The following is a 16,049-nucleotide window of genomic DNA, read 5'->3' as shown; positions in this document are numbered from 1 at the left end:
CTGAAAACTGATCTTTATGATCAGGAAGAACAATTTAGTCCTTATGGAATGACTTTTCGTTTCTGAAGGCAACTGGTTATTTTAGGATAGGAGGTGTAATCTATGTCTCGCAAATGTTATGTGACAGGTAAGAAACCGGGCACCGGTAACCACGTATCCCACGCTAACAACCGTAACCGTCGTACTTGGGGCGTAAACGTTCAGAAGGTCCGCATTCTCGTTGACGGCAAACCAAAACGTGTATACGTAAGCACCCGTGCACTGAAAGCCGGTAAAGTGACTCGCGTATAATCACGCAAAGCTACTATAAATCGGGTAAGCAAAAAGCACCTTGTTCCTTGCAGGTGCTTTTTTGGTATTCAAAAAAGGATTCTTGAATACGCTCATTAACATGTGAATGGCCGCCGCATGGCGCTTCGCAGGTACGAATTCCAGATAAGCCTGAGCCAAAGCGGCGGTATTCCCTGTTACCTTATCAATCGGATCAGTGCTTTTGAAACGTATTAAGAATCGCCTTTACAAACCCTCCCAAAAACTTCGGCAGTTTGAATGTGTAAAATTTCATAATTCACCCTCCCCATCATGCTCATGCGTCCGCCGTATCCTATGCTTCAGGCCTTCTTTACCTCAAACACGACAAAAAAGGCTACATGAGAAACCTGCTCATGTAACCATATTTATGCGGAACCTTCGATCCCTATTCCACAATGACAAGCCCGAAGATCAGGTCATTTACGTTTGGGCAGGAATATATTGATAGACAGCGATCATGAAAACACTCAATACATAATACAGTATGCTGAATATGACAAAAGTAACCCGATGTCCCGTACGATCAAATTTGCGGAAATACATAATAACAACGCCCACCCCGATTAATGACGTAATGGCATTAAACGGGGATTGAATAACCGCAAACAAAGCAAGCACAAGTCCCGTCACGAGACTCGCAGCCATCGTCCACAGTGTCTCCTTGAGGGTCATAGATCAGCCTCCGTAGCTACTGCGAATTTCAGTAATCGCGGCAGCACGATCCTCACGGCCAAATACGGCACTCCCAGCAACGAGTACATCCGCTCCAGCTTCCACCACAAGCGGGGCTGTATCGGCTGCAATTCCGCCATCTACTTCGATATGTACATCATGACGTCCTTTTTCATTCAGCCAAGTGCGAATTTGCTTAATTTTGTTCATGGTGCCCGAGATGAAAGCTTGTCCGCCAAAACCTGGATTTACAGTCATGACCAGTACCATATCTACATCGTCCAGCACTTCCTGAATAGCACTCGCCGGCGTTCCCGGATTAAGGGCAACACCCGCCTTCACTCCCTGTTCCTTGATCAAGTGAATAACCCGGTGCAGATGCACGCAAGCTTCAGCATGGACGGTAATAACCGCTGCACCCGCTTTGGCAAATTCCTCAACATAACGCTCCGGATTCTCAATCATCAAATGCACATCGAGCGGCAAGCTTGTATGTGGAGCGATTGCCTTCACAATCGCAGGTCCAAGCGTAATATTAGGGACGAAATGGCCGTCCATAACGTCAACATGAATCCAGTCTCCTCCTGCAGCTTGAGCTTCTGCAACTTCCGCACCAAGGCGGGCAAAATCAGCTGATAATATCGATGGGGCAATTTTAATCATGTTAATACCTCCGCTTCTTATCTTTCATTTCGGTCAGGAATAGCACATAGTGCTGATATCGGCTTTCGGAGATCAGACCTTCCTCCTTGGCCGCAAGCACACGACAGCTTGGTTCATGTGTATGGGTACAACCTCGGAATTTGCACTGATCTGCAAACTGGGCGAATTCCCGGAAACAAGTGGAGAGTTCCTCCACACCGATCTCCAGAAAGTCCAGTTGGCTGAATCCTGGCGTATCCGCAACAAATCCGCCATTATCCAACGGAATAAGCTCCACGTGCCTGGTGGTGTGTTTCCCTCGTCCTAGCCGCATGCTGATCGCATTTGTCTCCAGCGTCAGGCCCGGCATCAATGCATTTAACATCGAAGACTTGCCTACACCGGATTGTCCGGAGAATACGCTGATCTTACCAGCCAGACGATCTCTGAGCAATTCACTGCCTTCACCGGTACGTGAACTTGTGGAGATCACTTCATAACCAACCTGTTCATACAATGCTTTTACTTCAGCAACAGTGTCTTTGGCTGGATCAGCCAAATCCAGTTTGGTCAACACAATGAGTGCATCCAGCCCCGCCTGCTCGATGTGAACAAGGAACTTGTCCAACAGGTTCAGGTTCATATCCGGTTCCTTCACAGAGAACACGAGAACAGCCAAACTTACATTGGCTACAGGAGGACGGATAAGTTCCGTCTCACGCTTCCGAATTTCATCAACCGTTCCTTCTCCGTTCTCAGTCAACATGTAGCTAACGCGATCACCTACAAGTGGTGATGTTCCCCGTTTTCTGAAGATACCTCTGGCTCGACATTGAACGGCGGAACCTTCAACCGAAGGAACCCCGTTGTCTTCCACTGGCATGACATAATAGTAACCGCTTAGCGCTTTAACGATGATACCTTCTGGCATAGCTCCGACGCCCTCCTTTAGATGGTGGTACATTTACTCCAGACGCCAGCATAAGCCGCCCTTATGGACGGCTTGATGCGTTAATGACTTCCTTTTTCTTCTCTTTTTCCTTGCCGTGCCCCTTACCATTATTCATGGCAGAAGTGTCCTCATCTACGCTGTCACCCTCACCGTCTGCCGGTGTGGACTCAGGTTCACCTTCCTGATTGGGATCAACGCTGCCTTCATCAACGCTACCTTCACCTGGATCAGGCTCATTTTCTGGCGACGTCTCAGTGCTTTGTTCCGGGTCAATGGAAGGTACATTCACTGTTCCGTTTTTGGCTTCAATGTAGGAGACAAGATACGTATCCAGGAACTGTCCATCACGATATACGGACACAGCCCCATTTTCATTTGGAGCGAGCACAAGTGGAATGGTCAAGGTCTGGGTTGAGTTCACGGTGCGTGTTCCCCATTCCTGATTCTTGCCGCGTGCGTCTTCATATGTGATACGGATTTTACTTTTTTTGCCCTCTTCTTTGGGTGATACATTGATATTAAAAGGATATTCCAGCGCTTCGGGCGGATACCCTGTACTAATAAAGATTGTAATCTTATCGCCAGGACGTACGTCTGCGCCCGCTTCCACAGGCCATTGCTGCGTCACTTTGCCCTTTTCCACCGTATAACTTGATTCTTCCTGCACCTGAGCAAGCACAAGTCCAGCAGATTTTAGTTTTTCTTCGGCTTCACTGCGGGTATGATTTTTCAGATCAGGCATTTTGACCGTTTCAGTGCCTTTACTTACAGTCAACTCAATCTGGACTGTCACAGGATCGAATTCCTCATTCACACCCGGCGTCTGGGAAATAACAGAACCTGAAGCCACATCATTGGAGAAGTCATCTTTCCGCTGAATCTGATCTTCCTTAATGCCAAGCGCAGTCAACTTCTTGACAGCCTCATCATAGGTTTCTTGTTTGACATCAATCATCTTCAAAAGTTCTTTTTTTGCACCAACACTGATCTGGACCTCAGAACCTTCTTTGACAACATCGCCTTCTTTTTTGCTCTGTTCATAGACGATACCGGGTTCGACACCTTCCTGGTACAGACGGATGACCTCATCACTGACGACGAGTCCTTTCTCCTCAAGCATTTCCCGAGCTTTCTCTTCCGTCTGAGTGATCACGTTAGGCACAGTTACTTCAGGTACAACCAGCATACCCTTGACATACCATACAACGCCCACCATGGCGATTAGAATAAGAACGGTTAATGAAATGAGTAGTGCTGGTTTCTTCCAGCTCTTGGATTTCGCCTTACCCTTGCCAGTTTCTTCGTCAGACTCCATCACTGGCACCGCACCCGTGGATGTAACTCCGCGCGGTTCAGGCTTGATCGCTGGCATTACGCGAGTCTGGTCTATATCATCCTCATCCGGAAAATCAATCTTCGTTTCATTACGTCTCTCCGGCATCAGGCAAGTTTCCAGATCGGTCTGCATTTCTTTGGCCGACTGATAACGTTCCTGCGGATTTTTACGCATGGATTTTAAGATGACATTTTCCACACTTTGCGGAATCAATGGATTGAATTTGCGTGGTTCATCGAACTCTTCTTGCAAATGCTTCAATGCCACACTGATTGGACTTTCACCCAGAAACGGAAGTTGCCCAGTCAACATTTGGTAGAGTACGATCCCAAGAGAATATAAGTCCGATTTTTCACCAGTAACGATGCCTTTGGCATGCTCCGGTGAGAAGTAATGTACAGAACCAACTACAGAACCCGTCTGTGTAATCGTTGTTGATGTCACGGCACGGGCAATCCCGAAATCCGTTACTTTCACACGGCCATTCCGGCCAATTAATATATTGTGGGGTTTGATATCCCGATGAATGATTTGATTATGATGTGCATGATCAAGAGCATCTGCAATCTGGGAAGCGATTCGCACCGATTCGTCCACCTGCAGAGGGGCACGTTCTTTGATAATTTCATTCAGGTTTTTGCCTTCCACGTACTCCATGACAATATAATGAACGTCATCTTCCTGCCCCACGTCATAAATGCTAACTACATTCGGATGAGACAGCGATGCTGCGGATTGTGCTTCCCTGCGGAAACGGCGAATAAACTCTTCGTCATGCACAAACTGTTGTCTAAGGACTTTGATCGCTACATTCCGGTTCAACAGAAGATCCTGGGCTTTGTACACAAGAGCCATGCCGCCGCCACCGACACGCTCAATCACTTCATAGCGTCCGCCTAGCTGGTGCCCAATCATGACTCACACCCCGTTTCCGTATCCACGGAACCTTCCCTCTGCAACTCAAACAAAGCAAGCGTGATGTTGTCGTCTCCCCCAGCAAGTAAAGCCAACTGAAGCAGTCGGTCTGCCCGATCTTCCAATGCCAGTTCCAGATTGCCAGCAACCTGAATAATCTGCTCATTGCTGACCAGGTTACTGAGACCATCACTGCACAGGAGAAGAACTTCGCCTTCCTCCAGCTTGACGGTATCCAGGTCTACCTTCACCTCGGCATCTGTTCCAAGCGCACGAGTCAGCACGTTGCGACGTGGATGATGGGACACATCCTCTTTGCTGATCTGACCATTTTTGAACAATTCATTCACCAGTGTATGGTCCTCAGTTAGCTGGATCACAGCTTTATTCGCAATTTTGTAGGCTCTGCTATCACCAATGTGTCCAATAACACCTTCCGTATCGTTCAATAATGCCGCAACCACCGTTGTTCCCATGTTGTGATACTTGTCATCTGTGGAAGCCGTGCGGAAGATAACTTCGTTGGCATGCAAAATAGCATCGCTGAGAGCCGCAGACAGAGACGCATGTGACAGACCTGGTTCCAGTGTTCCCAGATCTTGTACCAGCGTCTCTACTGCCAAGCGGCTTGCCGTATCCCCTGCAAGATGTCCACCCATGCCATCGGCAACAATACCCAGAATATATCCTGTATCGAGATTACGAATCCAGGCTGAATCTTCATTCACCGAACGCACTCGTCCGATATGGCTCACATGAACTGTTTTGATCAAAACGTTCTCACCTCAACTCCATATGCTTTGCACGAAGCTGACCGCAAGCGGCAGCAATATCATGTCCCTGTTCACGACGAATGGTTACATTAACACCCTGTTCCGAGAGAATCTTCTGAAAATTGAAAATGTCGCTTCTCGATGTTCTTACGTATTTGCGTTCAGGTACATGGTTAACCGGAATCAGATTCACGTGGCACAACATGTTCTTAAGCACACTTGCCAGTTCTGCTGCATGCTCCGGCTGATCGTTTACTCCACCAATAAGTGCATACTCAAACGTAATTCTCCGACCTGTTTTGGCCAGATAATAACGAAGGGACTCCATCACGTCTTCAAAAGGAAAACGGCGGTTAACCGGCATCAATTTCGAACGCAGTGCATCATTTGGTGCATGGATCGAAATGGCGAGGTTAATCTGTGTATCTTCATCCGCAAACTTGTAGATGTTTGGAACGATTCCACTCGTGGATACCGTGATGTGACGCTGACCGATGTTCAGCCCTTTCTCATGAATCATAATGCGCAAGAAAGTCATCGTAGCTTCATAGTTTTCGAAAGGTTCGCCAGAACCCATGATCACAATGCTGCTGACACGCTCGCCGCGTTCATCCAAAATTTTCTGAGCCTGCACAACCTGAGCAACAATCTCCCCAGCTGTAAGGTTACGCTTGAGTCCACCTAGTGTGGATGCACAGAACGTACAACCAATACGACAACCAACCTGTGTGGTTACACAAATGCTGTTCCCGTAGTTATGCTTCATAATTACTGTCTCAATGGCATGATCATCATGAAGACCAAAGAGGAATTTAACCGTTCCATCCTTGGATTCAAACTTGGTAATTTCCTTAAGCGTTACGAATTCAAATTGCTCTGTCAGTTTTTCACGCAATGGCTTGGACAGATTCGTCATTTCACTGAAATCATTCACGCGTTTTACATAAATCCAGTCAAAGATTTGGCCACCGCGAAACGCCGGCTCCCCATTCTCAACAGCCCATTGCTGCAGTTGCTCCAGAGAATAATCATATATAAAAGGTTTCATTTTGTTGTCAACACCTATTCCTTCTTTTCTTTTCGTTTGGCTTCCTTCTTTTCGTTCCATTCGTCCTATTCTATCACAAAGACCACGTTACATCCATGTATACCCTTGATAGCTGTACTTCATGCATTATAACACCTCAATGCCGCCATCGCACCCTGTCATCACATTCTCTGACAATTATATCGAAGTCCCATCACAAAGAAATCCGCCGAAGTTCCCCTCGGCGGTCATGCTTCCGTGCTCTATTAAACTGTTATTCCGCTGTTTTTGTCAACCGTGCGATGAAAAATCCGTCGCTGTGAGCGTATTGCGGCAAAATCTGAACGCCTCCGTTCACAACCTTCAAGTTCATTGTCTCCGATTCGGACCAAACGGACGTTTCCACAGGACGATATTCCGGATGTCGATTCAAGAAATCTGCAACCATATCCTCATTCTCAGCAGGCTCAATCGTACACGTGCTATACACCAGAATACCACCTGGTTTTAACAACGGCGCAACCTGATCAAGCAGTTCACGCTGCAAGCCTGCGATATCTTCGATATCTTCTACGGTTTTGGTCCATTTCACATCAGGCTTGCGGCGAATAACACCCAGACCTGAACATGGTGCATCCAGCAAAATGCGGTCAAACGACGCTTCCGGGTACCGTTCATTGAGATCAAGAGCATCTCCAGTTACAGCATCGATACAGCTCAGACCGAGACGCTCCGCCTGATCCAGAATCAGCTGGCGCTTGTGAGCATGTACATCATTCGCGACAATACGACCGCGATCCTGCATTTTCTCAGCCATGTGAGCTGTTTTACCACCTGGAGCTGCGCAGCAATCCAATACAAGTTGGTCTACTTCTGGCGCAACGGCTTCAGCGACAAGCATGGAACTTTCGTCCTGTACAGAGAACAACCCGTCCCGATACCAGGACGTTAGAGCCATGTTTCCGCCACTACGTACAAGAATTCCATCGGAACTCAGCTGAGAAGCTTCAACGACTGCACCTGTACTGGTCATCTCATGCATCAGTTTCTCCCGTGTGGTCATTGTTGTGTTGACCCGGACACTCACCGCTGGCGGCTCATTATTCGCACGACAGATCGCTTCCGCCGTCTCCTCGCCGTACTGGGCAATCCAGCGTTCAACCATCCATATCGGGTGGGAATGCTCCAGTGAAATACGTTCGGCAGCGGGCAGATGTTCTGGAATACGAAGTTCATCCCGATTACGGATCATATTGCGCAGCACACCATTCACCATACCCGAGATTCCCTGATGGCCCAGTTTCTTCGCCAAATTAACCGCTTCGCTCACCACGGCATGCTCCGGAATACGATCCAGGTATATCATCTGGTATACGCTAATTCGCAGCAGGCTACGAACCCATGGTTGCAGTTTGGATACTCCTTTGGCGACGTAACGTTCCAGAAAATAATCAAGTGTATTTAATCTGGCGATTGTTCCATACACCAATTCGGTAGCTAGTCCAGCATCTGCGGGGCTTAAATCTGCCTCTTTCAGACGACGGTTCAACTCCAGATTACTGTATGCTCCATCTTGCTCAACAGCACTCAGTACTTTGACTGCCAATGCACGAGCAGATGTTTTGGGTTTCTGGGAGCGAGATGCACCACCCGATTTACCCGAGTTCGGACGACGGTTTCCTTCACGCCCGGATGAATTCCCAGTAGCTTTCTGGCCTTTTCCTGACAAACGACTTGGTGTGTTACCACTCATCGCAGCACCGTTCCAGGTTTCAGTGTACCACCACGGGCAAAGTCAGCGGCCTGCATCACCTTTTTGCCTGCAGGCTGCACTTCAGTCAACCACAGAGACCCATTGCCTGTGCAGACTTCAATCCCTGCCTTGTTCAATTGCAGCACCGTTCCCGGCTCTGCTTGTCCAGCATCCGAAGAAGTTTCTAGGTCCACCTGATCTGGGTTAGCCGCAGCCCAGACTTTAAAGACCTGATCATCCCACATCGTAAATGCACCGGAGAACGGCACAAGACCACGAATCTGATTGAACAGTTCACGTGAAGTACGACTCCAGTCCATTTTCTCGTCATCCCGAGTCAGATTGCGAGCATACGAAGCCTCGGCATCATCCTGAGGGACAGCCGTTGTCTCGCCTGCAATCAATCGTGGCATTTCAGCCTGAAGCAGTTTGGAACCAGCCTCACTTAATTTATCAAACATCGATCCGGATGTGTCTTCATCCGTAATTGGCAGTTCCACACGCGAGATCATATCTCCGGTATCCAGGCCTTCAGCCATATACATCAATGTGACTCCTGTCACAGATTCACCGTTTATAATGGAACGTTGGATCGGGGCTCCTCCGCGATATTTTGGTAAAAGAGAGCCGTGCACGTTCACACAACCGCGAACAGGCATATCCAGCACAGCTTTGGGCAGAATCTGTCCAAATGCCGCGGTCACGATCAGATCAGGCTTCCATTCAGCCAAGCGGGCTACCGCTTCCGGATCACGCAATTTAACAGGTTGAAACACCGGCAGACCGTGGCGTTCTGCCGCAGCCTTAACCGGTGTTGGCGTAAGTACTTTTTTGCGTCCCTGTGGTTTATCAGGCTGAGTCACCACACCCACCACATTGTATCCCTCTGCCATCAGCATATCGAGAGAAGGAACTGCAAATTCAGGTGTTCCCATAAAAACAATATTCAAATCGATCACTCCTTAATTACGACGCGGTCCCGTTTGATCGGCTGCAATTTCGTACACTTTCTCGGCGACATCCGTAAAGAGTACGCCATCCAGATGATCAATCTCATGCTGGAATGCACGGGACAGCAAGCCACTACCCGTAATAATCAACTCTTTGCCTTCACGATCCAGACCTTTAACCGTAACGGTCTCGAAACGGCGAACATCACCATTAATTCCAGGGATACTCAGACAACCTTCCGGTCCGAATTGTTCTCCCTCACTTGCAATGATCTCCGGGTTAATCATCTTGATTAGCCCTTGCTCATCACCTGCGTCGATAACAATCAGACGTTTTAAAATACCAACCTGCGGCGCAGCAAGACCTACACCTTCCGCATCGTACATGGTATCAGCCATATCATCCAGCAATTTTTGTACGTTTGGTGTAATTTTAGTTACTTCTTTGGCTCTCTTGTGGAGCACCTCATCTGGTTCTTGCACGATAATGCGAATCGACATGTTGTAAGCACCTTCCTAATCCTCATCATAATTTCAGGACGATATCTGTATTTTTGGGGTATTCATTTTAATCTATGTTTATACCGCTTGTTTACATCCGCATGGCTGCAAAATGCTTACATTAACATTTGCGGGTCTACATCCAGACTAATAAGTAATTTTTGCGCCTGAACATCATCGTCCATGCGCCGGGCCGTCGCCAGAGCTAGTCCTATGGCGTCTACATCCCCCCGCCATTTTATCATACATTGGAATCTGTATCTATTCTTGATCCGAGGAATCGGGGACGCTACCGGCCCCAGTACATCAAAGGCATCATTGCTGAATCGATCCAGACTGCCGAGCCATCCGGCTGCATTGGCCTTCTCTTTCAGTATTCGCGTATAGTTCTCGGCAAGACGAATCAATACCGGAAGCTGCTCATGCGAAAAGGTCACCAGAATCAGGCGACAGTATGGCGGATATTGCAAATTGCGACGGTGCAGCAGTTCCTCACGTACAAACGACACGTAGTCATGCTGACTCGCATGGCCAATGGAGTAGTGTTCCGGCGTATAGGACTGAACAAACACCTCACCAGGTAATTGGTGCCGACCAGCTCGGCCAGCTACCTGTGTTAATAACTGAAACGTTTTTTCCGCAGCACGGAAATCAGGCAAATTCAATGCTGAATCCGCTGTTATCACGCCAACCAGGGTTACATCCGGGAAATCAAGTCCCTTCGCAACCATCTGGGTACCCAGCAATACATCCGCCTTTTTCTCACGAAACTGTTTCAGAAGCTTCTCGTGAGCCCCTTTTTCCGTTGTTGTATCCACGTCCATCCGAATGACCCGAATACCAGGAAAGAGCTTGGCAAGCTCTTCCTCGACCCGCTGTGTACCTGTACCAAAATATCGAATATGCTCACTCCCGCAATCAGGACATACTTCCGGTGCCGCTTCCGCATATCCACAATAGTGACAACGAAGATTGTTCGAGCGCTGATGGTACGTCAATGAAATATCACATTCGGGACAACCTGCCACATATCCACAACTTCGGCACATGACAAAGGTCGAATATCCACGGCGATTCAGCAGAAGCACCGTCTGTTCACCACGCTCCAAGCGCTCTTCCAACCCTTTATGCAAAGCCCTGCTGAACATGGAACGGTTGCCATCCTTCAGCTCTTCACGCATATCAACGATCCGCACTTCAGGCAGCTTGTTACCCAGTGCCCGTGTTGGCATCTCCAGCAAGAGTGGTGCAAAATCGTCGTTACTTTGCGAGCGCGCCGCATAATAACTTTCCAGCGAAGGTGTCGCTGAACCCAGAACAACCACGGCCTGGTGCTGCTGTGCTCTTTTTACCGCTACATCACGGGCATGATATTTTGGCGTTTCCTCCTGTTTGTAGGAAGTCTCGTGTTCCTCATCCATAATGATCAGCCCAAGCCGACTGAATGGAGCAAATACCGCTGAGCGCGCCCCAATCGCAACCTTCACCTGACCCTCACGAATCTTGCGCCATTCATCATAACGCTCACCGCCAGACAGACGACTGTGCATGACCGCAACCTGATCGCCAAACCGCCCTTTAAAACGTTCAACCATCTGTGGTGTGAGTGCAATCTCGGGCACCAGTACGATAGCCTGCCGATCCTGTTCAATGCATTGTTGAATGGTTTGAAGATAGACTTCCGTCTTGCCACTTCCCGTAACACCATGTAGCAAAAATACCCCGTGGCGTTGTTCCTGCAATCGGCCATTGATATTGTCGTAGACAAGTTTCTGCTCATCGGTCAGAACCAGCGGTTCAGTTGCTTTGAACTTCCTGCCCTGATAAGGGTCACGAAAGACCTCAACGTCCTCGGTAACGATCAATCCTTTTTCCTCAAGCCCCTTAATCGTTGCGGCCGATACCTGCAGTGTAGATAACACTTCTTTCATCGGCATGGGCAGCAGTTCTTTCATTTCCAGCAAAAAAGCCAGAATCTCCTTCTGTCGCTGTGCTTTCGCCGGGAATGAAGCAAGTGCTTCCTGAGCAGCAGCCATATCTACAGCCAGATCAACGGACTTCATCGTTTTTTTATTTAACTTGTCCTTGATGGCCTGACTCTCCAGCAGTACACCACCAAGCAATAATTTTTTAATTAGTGCAGCATGATTGGGATATTTTCGACTTAGTTGTTGCAGTGGTACCTGACCCCGACTTTTGACAAAACGGATGATATCCTGCTGCACCTTCTCGGTCGTAGACTCTTCTCCCCAAACAAATAACACCTCATCATCCGGTTGTGCATCCGCCATCTGTCCATCAAGTGCATCTCCCAGCGAGATGTATCGCTCTGCTTTACCTTTCAATGCCGTCGGCACCATGACCTGCAATGACAAAATCCGGTTACTGGCATAACGCCCACTCATCCATTCGGCCAGTTCAACCAAATCCTTTGATAATGGGGGAACAATGTCCAGCAACTCCTGAATCTGCTTGAGCCTGAATGTTTCCTCTCCGGTACGCGGCACAAGATCAATCACGAATCCCTGCACCGTCCGATGACCAAAAGGTACACCCACCCGGCTGCCAATCTCGATCCATTCCCTCATCGATTCAGGCACCAGGTAATCAAACGGCCGGTCTGTTTCCTTCACGGGAACATCGACTATGACCTTGGCAATCTCCATATCCTAATTCCTCCCGGCAATGCGCTCCGCCGCAATCCGGAGCAACCGATGAGCCACATCGTCCTTGGCCATCACTTGAAGCTCCTCCACCAAACCTTCCCGGTCATAGATATGTACCGCGTTGGTGTCTGTTCCAAATCCTGCACCCGTGCGGGTTACGTCATTGGCTACGATCAGATCACAGTTTTTCCGTTCCAATTTCTCACGTGCATACATCTCAACGGACTGAGTCTCCGCAGCAAAACCAATCAAAAACTGATGGGTTTTCTGTTTACCCAGCGTTTCAAGAATATCTATATTTTTAACAAGTTCGAGCGACAACGTGTCGCCTTTCTTCTTGATCTTCTCGGTGTAAACTTCCTTTAGGCGATAATCGGCAACTGCCGCCGCCTTAACCACGATATCTGCATCATCCCACTCGCGTGTTACAGCTTCATACATATCCTGTGCAGACTGTACAGGGATCAACTCAACGTTCTCCGGTGGCTTGGCTTGGGTATTGCCCATAACCAATTTCACATCGGCACCCAGATCACGTGCAGCTGCGGCTATTGCAAATCCCATTTTGCCAGACGAATCGTTCGTAATGTATCGTACTGGGTCAATACGCTCAATCGTACCTCCAGCCGTAACAACAACCTTCTTGCCTTGTAACAATGAAGCTTGTCCCTGCCGACTACGGTCTGCAGAATCACGCTGTTCAAAGAAACGTTCCACCACATCCACAATGCTCTCCGGTTCTTCCAGACGTCCCTTGCCTACATATCCACAAGCAAGCAGACCCTCACCCGGTTCAATCATCATGGCGCCCCGTTCAACAAGCAGGTTCATATTATGCTTTACAGCTGGATGATCATACATATGTACATTCATCGCTGGAGCAATCATAACAGGGGCTGTCGTGGCAAGAAGAGTCGTTGAGAGCATATCATCTGCCATGCCATGCGCCATCTTGGCAATTACATTGGCTGTAGCCGGAGCAACCAGAACAAGATCAGCCAGATCGGCCAGATGAATATGAGATACGACAGCTGGTTCACGCTCATCAAATGTATCGGTATATACGGTGTTTCGGGTCAACGTTTGCAGCGTTAATTCGGTAATAAACTGTGTAGCGGAAGCTGTCATGATCACATGAACATCGGCACCCTTTTGCACCAGTCTGCTGCATAATGTTGCTGCTTTGTATGCGGCTATGCCGCCTGTCACACCAAGCACGATTTTTTTACCGTTCAACATGTTTATTTCCCCCGATATTTATACGACGTCTAAACAATGAGTTCATTGAAATATGCTTATTCGTAAAAAAATAACAACCTCGCGGTTGTCAATTAATCCGGCTTGCGCCGTATGCAGTTGAAGAGCAGCCACAGGGGCTTACTCTTCTTCTTCGTCCTGTCCTTTGATGACAACGAGCAGGTCTCCATAGATTTCTTCCAGTGCAACGCCCACTTGTTTATGGGATCTGGCACCTCTTAAATCCGATTTTTCACCTTCACGTAGCTGTCTAGCCCGGCGGGAAGCAGCAACAACAAGGGAATACTTGCTGTCGACTTTGTTCATCATTTCATCAATAGAAGGATACAGCATATTAACAAACACCTCTTCGCATTAGTATAATCGCAAGTTGCCGCCTGACAGAACTGATGTGGCATGTCTTCACATCCGGGCATTCCGAGAAGGAGTGCTTCAGTACATGATATGACAACTGCCCCACTTATATCGCATTCTGCAGCGGCAAAAGGGATTATTTATTGATCTTACAATGTTCGGCGATTATGATGCTTTCTATTCTCTTGCACGCCAAATCAATTTCATCATTAACAACAGCGTAATCATACTGCTCCAGCAGACTGATCTCATCAACCGCCACGGACATCCGGTGATCAATGGTAGCCTGGCTTTCGGTACCACGGCCCTGAATGCGATCTTTCAGCTCGTCCAATGAAGGAGGAAGCAGGAAAACAAAGATCCCTTCCGGGAATTTCTCTTTCACTTTTAACGCGCCTTGAACCTCAATCTCCAGAATGATGTCGCGGCCTTCGTTAATCGTTTTCTCCACAAAATCACGCGGTGTTCCGTAATAATTACCAACATACTCCGCATGTTCCAACAATTGATCTTCAGCAATCATGTTCTGGAACTCTTCATGACTTCTGAAGAAATAGTTCACACCATGTTCTTCACCGAGACGAGGCTGACGGGTCGTCGCCGATACGGAATAGATCAATTCCGGCACCCGTTTGCGCAAAGCGCTGCATACAGTACCCTTTCCGACCCCAGATGGGCCGGACAACACTACCAGTAATCCCTTAGACATATTACACTCCATTTTATTCGTCGTTATCATCATCTTTCGAAGAAAGACGATGGGCGACCGTCTCAGGCTGAACTGCAGACAGAATGACATGATCGCTATCCGTAATAATTACGGCACGAGTACGTCTTCCGTACGTTGCATCAATCAGCATGTGACGATCTCTTGCCTCTTGTATAATTCTCTTGATCGGCGCCGATTCCGGACTCACGATGGATATAATCCGGTTCGCCGATACGATGTTACCGAATCCAATGTTAATGAGTTTGATTGCCATAATCAGGTTCTTCCCCCTATACATGCGACTCTTTTGCCGAAATTTGGCCGCTCATTCGATATTCGCAGCTTGCTCACGAATCTTCTCCAGCTCCGCCTTCATCTCGACAACACGATTCACCAGAGCCAAATGGTTGGCTTTAGATCCAATCGTATTGACTTCCCGATTCATCTCTTGAATTAGAAAGTCCAACTTACGACCTACGGGCTCATCACTCTTCAGCAGTTCCCTGCTCTGTCCAAAATGACTCTGTAGACGCGTAAGCTCCTCTTCTATGTTAGAACGATCGGCAAACATTGCAATTTCCATACCCAATTTATGCTCATCAAAAGGGAAAGAGCCTTCTTCCTGCATTTCCGTAAGCCTTTGTCTTAGCTTGTTGCGATAATCACTTACCACAGTCGGTGCAAGATCAAGCATCTCGGTATGCAGTGACTCCAGACGGGTAATACGCCGTTCCAGATCACTGGCCAGATGAAGACCCTCGCGAGCGCGCATCTGTTCAAGGCTGGACAGAGCCTCTTTCAATCCTTCCTGCAGCACTCGCTCCCATTCGTCCTTCTGCTCTTCGGGAATGGAACTTGTCCCATCCGAATGAACCATAACGTCCGGCAGCCCAAGCATATCCACAATACTTGGTTTGCCCTGCATTCCATATTGGGTCTCCAGTTGCTCTGCAGCCTGCAGATAGGCCCTGACCGTCTGTTCATTCAGAACAGCGGGAAGAGCCTGGTCTTCCTCTTTTTCTTTCACTACATAAACATCAATCCGCCCACGTTTCAAACGATTCTGTACGATTTTCCTCAAACCGTCTTCATAATACGTCCACTCTCTTGGCAGACGCATCATCACTTCGCAATAACGATGATTAACAGATTTGATCTCTAATTGTACCTTATAGCCGCCAAAATGAAAGGCGGATTGACCGTATCCGGTCATACTGAATGACATCGGCA

At 48.1% G+C, this 16,049-nt stretch carries 17 protein-coding genes; 1 reads left to right on the top strand and 16 read right to left on the bottom strand.

Annotation, left to right across the window (positions count from 1 at the left end; genetic code table 11):
- Positions 1-102: 102 nt before the first annotated feature.
- Positions 103-291, top strand: coding sequence for a 50S ribosomal protein L28 (gene rpmB / locus J7E78_RS22215; RefSeq protein WP_017687459.1), 189 nt, complete (start codon positions 103-105; stop codon positions 289-291).
- 193 nt (positions 292-484) lie between these two features.
- Here the strand turns inward: rpmB and spoVM are convergent, their stop codons facing one another.
- The 16 genes from spoVM to J7E78_RS22135 all read right to left on the bottom strand — a co-directional run bounded on the left by spoVM (position 485) and on the right by J7E78_RS22135 (position 16,044).
- The gene (gene spoVM / locus J7E78_RS22210) at positions 485-565 is read right to left on the bottom strand and encodes a stage V sporulation protein SpoVM (protein WP_017687458.1); all 81 of its coding nucleotides are present in this window, start codon (positions 563-565) and stop codon (positions 485-487) included.
- 167 nt (positions 566-732) lie between these two features.
- Positions 733-984 carry a hypothetical protein gene (locus tag J7E78_RS22205; protein ID WP_091014322.1) on the bottom strand — a complete coding sequence of 84 codons (252 nt, stop codon included), beginning with the start codon at positions 982-984 and terminating at the stop codon, positions 733-735.
- Between the two features lie 3 nt (positions 985-987).
- On the bottom strand, positions 988-1,647 hold the full coding sequence (rpe, locus tag J7E78_RS22200) for a ribulose-phosphate 3-epimerase (protein WP_215078232.1): 660 nt from the start codon (positions 1,645-1,647) through the stop codon (positions 988-990).
- A 1-nt stretch (position 1,648) separates the two neighbouring features.
- Positions 1,649-2,557, bottom strand: a complete 909-nt coding sequence (gene rsgA / locus J7E78_RS22195) for a ribosome small subunit-dependent GTPase A (protein WP_215078231.1) — start codon at positions 2,555-2,557, stop codon at positions 1,649-1,651.
- A gap of 61 nt (positions 2,558-2,618) precedes the next feature.
- Complete coding sequence (gene pknB, locus J7E78_RS22190) at positions 2,619-4,829, bottom strand: Stk1 family PASTA domain-containing Ser/Thr kinase (protein WP_215078230.1); 2,211 nt, start codon at positions 4,827-4,829, stop codon at positions 2,619-2,621.
- Complete coding sequence (locus J7E78_RS22185) at positions 4,826-5,602, bottom strand: Stp1/IreP family PP2C-type Ser/Thr phosphatase (RefSeq protein WP_215078229.1); 777 nt, start codon at positions 5,600-5,602, stop codon at positions 4,826-4,828. The genes pknB and J7E78_RS22185 overlap by 4 nt, the downstream gene beginning before the upstream one ends.
- Positions 5,603-5,609: 7 nt before the next feature.
- A complete protein-coding gene (gene rlmN / locus J7E78_RS22180; protein WP_036614609.1) occupies positions 5,610-6,650 on the bottom strand; it encodes a dual-specificity RNA methyltransferase RlmN in 1,041 nt (346 codons plus the stop codon).
- Positions 6,651-6,903: 253 nt separating this feature from the next.
- Positions 6,904-8,382, bottom strand: coding sequence for a 16S rRNA (cytosine(967)-C(5))-methyltransferase RsmB (gene rsmB / locus J7E78_RS22175; protein WP_215078228.1), 1,479 nt, complete (start codon positions 8,380-8,382; stop codon positions 6,904-6,906).
- Positions 8,379-9,332, bottom strand: a complete 954-nt coding sequence (gene fmt, locus J7E78_RS22170) for a methionyl-tRNA formyltransferase (protein WP_215078227.1) — start codon at positions 9,330-9,332, stop codon at positions 8,379-8,381. The genes rsmB and fmt overlap by 4 nt, the downstream gene beginning before the upstream one ends.
- Positions 9,333-9,344: 12 nt before the next feature.
- A complete protein-coding gene (gene def / locus J7E78_RS22165; protein WP_017687449.1) occupies positions 9,345-9,833 on the bottom strand; it encodes a peptide deformylase in 489 nt (162 codons plus the stop codon).
- Positions 9,834-9,949: 116 nt separating this feature from the next.
- Positions 9,950-12,499, bottom strand: a complete 2,550-nt coding sequence (gene priA, locus J7E78_RS22160; RefSeq protein ID WP_215078226.1) for a primosomal protein N' — start codon at positions 12,497-12,499, stop codon at positions 9,950-9,952.
- A 3-nt stretch (positions 12,500-12,502) separates the two neighbouring features.
- Complete coding sequence (gene coaBC, locus J7E78_RS22155; protein WP_215078225.1) at positions 12,503-13,738, bottom strand: bifunctional phosphopantothenoylcysteine decarboxylase/phosphopantothenate--cysteine ligase CoaBC; 1,236 nt, start codon at positions 13,736-13,738, stop codon at positions 12,503-12,505.
- A 138-nt stretch (positions 13,739-13,876) separates the two neighbouring features.
- A complete protein-coding gene (gene rpoZ, locus J7E78_RS22150; protein ID WP_091028645.1) occupies positions 13,877-14,089 on the bottom strand; it encodes a DNA-directed RNA polymerase subunit omega in 213 nt (70 codons plus the stop codon).
- 157 nt (positions 14,090-14,246) lie between these two features.
- Entirely contained in the window at positions 14,247-14,819 is a 573-nt protein-coding gene (gene gmk / locus J7E78_RS22145) for a guanylate kinase (protein WP_017687445.1), read from the bottom strand.
- 13 nt (positions 14,820-14,832) lie between these two features.
- Entirely contained in the window at positions 14,833-15,093 is a 261-nt protein-coding gene (gene remA, locus J7E78_RS22140; RefSeq protein ID WP_006209218.1) for an extracellular matrix/biofilm regulator RemA, read from the bottom strand.
- A gap of 51 nt (positions 15,094-15,144) precedes the next feature.
- Positions 15,145-16,044, bottom strand: coding sequence for a YicC/YloC family endoribonuclease (locus J7E78_RS22135; protein ID WP_215078224.1), 900 nt, complete (start codon positions 16,042-16,044; stop codon positions 15,145-15,147).
- Positions 16,045-16,049 lie beyond the last annotated feature (5 nt).

Source organism: Paenibacillus polymyxa, assembly GCF_018614975.1.
Lineage (GTDB): Bacteria > Bacillota > Bacilli > Paenibacillales > Paenibacillaceae > Paenibacillus > Paenibacillus polymyxa_E.
Note: the sequence above shows the minus strand (reverse complement) of the source record. Positions and strands in the feature narration are given on the sequence as shown.

Excerpts from the sequence above, each read along its gene's own strand:
- rpmB (WP_017687459.1), top strand. The coding sequence starts at position 103 with ATGTCTCGCAAATGTTATGTGACAGGTAAGAAACCGGGCACCGGTAAC.
- spoVM (WP_017687458.1), bottom strand. The coding sequence starts at position 565 with ATGAAATTTTACACATTCAAACTGCCGAAGTTTTTGGGAGGGTTTGTA.
- J7E78_RS22205 (WP_091014322.1), bottom strand. The coding sequence starts at position 984 with ATGACCCTCAAGGAGACACTGTGGACGATGGCTGCGAGTCTCGTGACG.
- rpe (WP_215078232.1), bottom strand. The coding sequence starts at position 1,647 with ATGATTAAAATTGCCCCATCGATATTATCAGCTGATTTTGCCCGCCTT.
- rsgA (WP_215078231.1), bottom strand. The coding sequence starts at position 2,557 with ATGCCAGAAGGTATCATCGTTAAAGCGCTAAGCGGTTACTATTATGTC.
- pknB (WP_215078230.1), bottom strand. The coding sequence starts at position 4,829 with ATGATTGGGCACCAGCTAGGCGGACGCTATGAAGTGATTGAGCGTGTC.
- rlmN (WP_036614609.1), bottom strand. The coding sequence starts at position 6,650 with ATGAAACCTTTTATATATGATTATTCTCTGGAGCAACTGCAGCAATGG.
- rsmB (WP_215078228.1), bottom strand. The coding sequence starts at position 8,382 with ATGAGTGGTAACACACCAAGTCGTTTGTCAGGAAAAGGCCAGAAAGCT.
- def (WP_017687449.1), bottom strand. The coding sequence starts at position 9,833 with ATGTCGATTCGCATTATCGTGCAAGAACCAGATGAGGTGCTCCACAAG.
- priA (WP_215078226.1), bottom strand. The coding sequence starts at position 12,499 with ATGGAGATTGCCAAGGTCATAGTCGATGTTCCCGTGAAGGAAACAGAC.
- coaBC (WP_215078225.1), bottom strand. The coding sequence starts at position 13,738 with ATGTTGAACGGTAAAAAAATCGTGCTTGGTGTGACAGGCGGCATAGCC.
- rpoZ (WP_091028645.1), bottom strand. The coding sequence starts at position 14,089 with ATGCTGTATCCTTCTATTGATGAAATGATGAACAAAGTCGACAGCAAG.
- gmk (WP_017687445.1), bottom strand. The coding sequence starts at position 14,819 with ATGTCTAAGGGATTACTGGTAGTGTTGTCCGGCCCATCTGGGGTCGGA.
- remA (WP_006209218.1), bottom strand. The coding sequence starts at position 15,093 with ATGGCAATCAAACTCATTAACATTGGATTCGGTAACATCGTATCGGCG.
- J7E78_RS22135 (WP_215078224.1), bottom strand. The coding sequence starts at position 16,044 with ATGTCATTCAGTATGACCGGATACGGTCAATCCGCCTTTCATTTTGGC.